Here is a 4,589-nt window from a genome sequence, read left to right as displayed (position 1 = left end):
GGGACAACGTGACAGATAAAGGTTCCAGAGACTGGAAGGTCAAGCCCCGCCGACAAATCGTCCTTCAGGCGATGCCCTGCGCCACCGCATACCCGGCAGCGCCTCCGGCGTGCGATGAAGGCTTGCCGCAACCTCCCCGCGCGGCATCTTCTCCCGGACGGGAGATCTGCACGGGGGGCCGGTCCATGTCACGCCAGAGCGCGGGCCTGCTTCTCTACCGCCGTCCCCCCGCCGGGATGGAGGTGCTGCTTGTCCATCCGGGCGGGCCATACTGGCGCCGCCGGGACGCGGGCGCATGGTCCATTCCAAAAGGGGAATACGGCCCGGAGGAAGCCTCCGAGGCCGCTGCCCGCCGGGAGACGAGGGAGGAAACCGGTCACGTTGTCGGCACGCCGCTCCTGCCCCTCGGCACGATCCGGCAGAAGGGCGGCAAGGAGGTCACCGCCTTCGCGACCGAGGGGGATTTCGACCCCGGAATGCTGGTCAGCAACAGTTTCGAGATGGAATGGCCCCCGCGGAGCGGCCGCACCGCCTCCTTCCCGGAAGTCGATCAGGCCCGCTGGTTCTCCCTGGCGGAGGCCCGAACCCGCCTTCTGCCCGCGCAGGTTCCGTTTCTCCACCGTCTGGAACAGGCGCTTTAAAGGTGAGCAGGTGAGCAGGTGAGCATTCCCTTCTCTCCTCAGCCCATCAAGCGGAAAAACACCGTTCTGCAGACCATGCCGGATAGGTCCGGCCCATGAGCGGCGCCCCTGCGCAGGACTGATCCATCCGGGCGCCGGCTTCGGAAGGGAGCTGGACCCACACTGGAAACCTTGCGCCGTCAGCCTGCCCCGGCTGCCAGCCCTTTCCCCAGTATCCGCGACCGCAGCGCACGCCCGTTGGCGGGCTGCGGAAAAGGTCGGGGGCGTCATATCCTTGCTCGCAGCTCTCGCGGACCTTGCCCCACATGCCAATGGCTTCGAACACCCCAGCGGCAAGCGCAGCATACAGGGTGGACGCGGCACGATCAGCCAAACACGCTCTCTGGCAGCGCTCACGGCCAGCAGGTTCGGCCCGCGGCACCGGACCTCCGCAGAACGCCTGCTCGCGGCTGGAAAGGCCAGAAAGCCCGTCACCCTCGCGTGCGCGCCCAAGATGATCCCCGCCCATGCCGGCCCTCAGATCGACGGCGCCGCTCGTCACCCTCGCTTGCCCGCGCAAACTCCTGACTTGCCCAACGCGCTGAGCACCGGAGCGACCTGCCAAAATGCCCCCGCCTGAAACACGGGTGCTCGGGAGGCCGAGCCTCTGGAACGGTTCGGCCCCAGACCCGCCCCCTCCGACCAGAACCGCGGAAGCTGGCCGCGCTCCTGCCGGGCGCTTCCGCTGGCGATGCGGACACGGCAGAGGCGCTGTCCCCAGGCGCTCGGATCGGCTCCCGCAAGCGTGCGGCAAGCTGAAACGGTCTTCCTGTTTCCGCTTATCGTCAGTCGGTTCCTCCGTAGGCATGTGGCAAACCCCGTGGAGCTCGGCCTTCCCCACCGCCCGCGCGGCCCGACCGAAGGGGCCGTCGGAAACCACCCGGCTCGCCCACGCGCATGCGTCAAACCTGTCCGGCGATGCCGGACAAGGCCCGTGCGGCGCGCGTGGCAAACTGCCGCGGTCTTTGGATCGGGTTCGGATCACCCGTCCCGGCGGTCGGGTGGACGCGCCGAAACGCGCCCGCAACCGGTGCCCGCCGTGCTCACCCGGCGCTCGGCGCCTCCCAGTAGGAGGAGAAATAGTTCAGCCCGCGCTCGACCCGCCCCGCGGCGCGGAAATGCTCCTTGGCCTGCCGGACCACGGACTGCTCCGCCGCGACCCACAGATATGTTCCCGCGTCCGGGAGCGGGGTGGCGCGCAGCGCCTCCAGCAGGCCCGCGCCCGGCTTCCGCTCCACCCAGTCGATGGTGATACCCGGCGGCGCGGCGATCCCGCAGCGGTCGGCGGGATCGCCGAGTTCGATCAACGCGCGCCCCTGCCGCGTCGCGGGCGAGGCTTCGAGGATCCGGCGGATCGCAGGCAGCGCGGTCTCATCCCCCGCGATCAGCAGCCGCTCGCCCGGCGGAAAGTCTCCGCCCCCCGGCCCCATGACCGCCACCCGCTCCCCCTGACGGGCGGCCCGCGCCCAGTCCGATGTCCGCCCGCCTGCATGGAGATAGATGTCGAAGGTGAAACGCCCCGCTCCGTCCGGCCCGGCCTCCAGCGTCACAAAGGTATAGCCCACCCGGTGCAGCGCATCCGCGCCCTCCGGCCAGACCGTCCGTCCGCGCTCGTTCAGATGCGGCAGGACAAGCGCGCGCCCCTCGGCCGGCAGGAGGAGCGAGAAGTGCATGCCCCCCCGCCCCAGCGCGCCCGCCCCGGGAGTGGCCATCTCCACCCGCAGGAAATTCGCGCCGATCCGGCGGGTGGAAAGCACAGTCGCATCGTGCAGGCTCGGCGGGCGCGCGGGCAACGCCGGGCCATCCGCCCATGTCAGCCCCGCGGCGACCTCCGGGCTCACATGGTCGAGCAGATACATCGCGCTCTCCCGCATGTGATAGAGCTGCACCGCGTCCACCGCGCGAATGGCGATGTCCAGCCCCTGCGGGGTCAGCACCAGCGCCGCGCTCGCCAGCGGCCCGGTGATCTCCAGACGCCCCGCGCCGCGCCGCACCGGAAGGTCGAAGGCAAGCAGGTGCTCCTCCAGATGCGGCAACATCTCCTCGGACAGCGGGCCGTGATAGCGCCCCGTGGCGGTTTCGGTATGGGTCATGCCAGCCTCTCCTCGGGGCGATGTGCGGGGATCACCATGGGCGTGCCCGTGATGGGATCGGGATGGACCTCGGCGGCAAGGCCGAAGGCGCGGTCGAGATGTTCGGGCGTCAGCACCGCCTCCGGCGCGCCTTCCGCCACCAGCCCGCCCGGTCCCAGCAACACGAGGGCATCGCAGAACCGCGCGGCAAGGTTCAGGTCGTGCAGGACGGCGACGACCCGCAGGCCCGTGCCCCGGCTCTGCCGCCGCAGCAGCGCCAGCAGGTCGAGCTGATGCGAGAGGTCGAGGAATGTCGTCGGCTCATCCAGCAGCAACAGCGGCGCCGTCTGCGCGAGAACCAGCGCGATCCACGCCCGCTGCCGCTGACCGCCCGACAATTCCTCCAGCGGGCGATCCGCCAGATCGACGACACCCACGGCCTGCATCGCCGCGACGCAGGCGCTCTGGTCCGCCTCCCGCCAGGGCGCAAGCATCCCGCGCCACGGCAGGCGGCCCCGCCGCACCAGATCGGCGACCGTGATGCCGCCGGGCGCCACCGGCGATTGCGGCAGCACCGCCATCCGGCGGGCCAGCGCGCGGCTTTCGATCCGCCGCACGTCCTCGCCCTCCAGCAGCACGCGGCCCGATTGCGGCGTGATGAGCCGCCCCATGGCGCGGAGCAGCGTGGACTTGCCGCAACCGTTCGGGCCGAGGATCGCCGTCATCGGCACATCGGGAAACCGCAGGTCCAGCCCCCGGATCACCGTCCGCCCGTCATAGCCAAGCGTCAGCGCCTCTGCCGCCAGTCTCATAGCGCGCCCCCTTTCATCTCTCGCATCAGCCGCCACAGCAGGTAGGGCGCGCCGAGCAGCCCCGTCATGACCCCGGCGGGCAGCTCCACGCCGGGAATGACCGTGCGCGCCAGCGTATCCGCCCCCGCCAGCACCACCGCCCCCGCGGCGGCGGCGGCCAGCATCCGCCCCGCAAGGCTACGCGCCCCGCTCAACCGCTGGCCAAGCGGCGGGGCCATCAGCGCGACAAAGGGCACGGGCCCCGCAACCGCAACCGCAACCGCGGCGAGCAGCACGCCCGTCGCGATCAGCATCCGCCGCGCCGCCGCCACCCGGAGGCCAAGCGCACGCGCCATCTCCTCGCCAAGCTCGAGCGCGGCGAGCCAGCGCATCTGGCCCAGCAGCAGGATCGCCAGCACCCCGCCCGGCAGCCAGACCTGCGCCACATGTCCCCAATCGCGCGCGGCGAGGGAGCCGGTCATCCAGCGCTGCGCCTCCGCCGCGGTGTTGCTGGGCAGGCTCGACATCAGGAACATGGCCAGCGCGGAAGCCACGAAACCGACCCCGAGCCCCACGAGGATCACCGTGAGCGGCGGCGTCGCATGGCCCCGCCGATAGCTGAGCAAGGCGACCAGCAGCGCCGCCGCCAGACCGCCCGCCGCGGCGAGGAGCGGCATCGGCCACATCAGGCCGAGCGCGGTGCCCGCCACCACCGCCAGCGCCGCGCCCGAGGTGAAGCCGATCAGGTCGGGCGAGGCCAGCGGATTGCGGAACAGCGTCTGGAACAGCGCCCCCGACAGGCCGAGCGCCGCCCCGGCCCCCAGCGCCACCGCCACCCGCGGCCCGCGGAAGGTGGAGAGCATCATCGCGCCCGCCCCCTCGCCCGTGACCGCGCCGTGCCACAGCACATCCGGCCCGACCCAGACCTGCCCGAAGGCCAGCCCCGCCAGCCCGGCGAGCAGGAGCAGCACCGGCAGAAGCAGGACCGGCCTCCGCGCGCTCATGCCTCCTCTCCTGGCCGCACGCCCCGCACGATCCACAGAAAC

At 71.6% G+C, this 4,589-nt stretch carries 4 protein-coding genes; 1 reads left to right on the top strand and 3 read right to left on the bottom strand.

Annotation, left to right across the window (positions count from 1 at the left end):
- The first annotated feature begins 185 nt into the window (after positions 1-185).
- A complete protein-coding gene (locus tag CDV49_RS00020) occupies positions 186-641 on the top strand; it encodes an NUDIX domain-containing protein (protein ID WP_088213552.1) in 456 nt (151 codons plus the stop codon).
- 1,082 nt (positions 642-1,723) lie between these two features.
- Here CDV49_RS00020 and CDV49_RS00015 read toward each other — a convergent pair.
- From CDV49_RS00015 to CDV49_RS00005, 3 genes are read right to left on the bottom strand one after another with little or no spacing between them, the layout of a single operon-like run.
- Positions 1,724-2,773: a siderophore-interacting protein gene (locus CDV49_RS00015; RefSeq protein WP_088213551.1), complete on the bottom strand. Its 1,050-nt coding sequence runs from the start codon at positions 2,771-2,773 to the stop codon at positions 1,724-1,726.
- Positions 2,770-3,564: an ABC transporter ATP-binding protein gene (locus tag CDV49_RS00010; RefSeq protein WP_088213550.1), complete on the bottom strand. Its 795-nt coding sequence runs from the start codon at positions 3,562-3,564 to the stop codon at positions 2,770-2,772. Before CDV49_RS00010 ends, CDV49_RS00015 begins: the two co-directional genes overlap by 4 nt.
- Positions 3,561-4,547, bottom strand: a complete 987-nt coding sequence (locus CDV49_RS00005) for an iron ABC transporter permease (RefSeq protein ID WP_088213549.1) — start codon at positions 4,545-4,547, stop codon at positions 3,561-3,563. The genes CDV49_RS00010 and CDV49_RS00005 overlap by 4 nt, the downstream gene beginning before the upstream one ends.
- Positions 4,548-4,589: the final 42 nt, after the last annotated feature.

This window comes from Haematobacter genomosp. 1, assembly GCF_002196855.1.
Lineage (GTDB): Bacteria > Pseudomonadota > Alphaproteobacteria > Rhodobacterales > Rhodobacteraceae > Haematobacter.
The sequence above is the reverse complement of the archived record's forward strand: the minus strand, read 5'-3'. Positions and strand labels throughout refer to the sequence as shown.

Coding starts and splice junctions, on each gene's coding strand:
- CDV49_RS00010 (WP_088213550.1), bottom strand. CDS start 3,564: ATGAGACTGGCGGCAGAGGCGCTGACGCTTGGCTATGACGGGCGGACG.
- CDV49_RS00020 (WP_088213552.1), top strand. CDS start 186: ATGTCACGCCAGAGCGCGGGCCTGCTTCTCTACCGCCGTCCCCCCGCC.
- CDV49_RS00015 (WP_088213551.1), bottom strand. CDS start 2,773: ATGACCCATACCGAAACCGCCACGGGGCGCTATCACGGCCCGCTGTCC.
- CDV49_RS00005 (WP_088213549.1), bottom strand. CDS start 4,547: ATGAGCGCGCGGAGGCCGGTCCTGCTTCTGCCGGTGCTGCTCCTGCTC.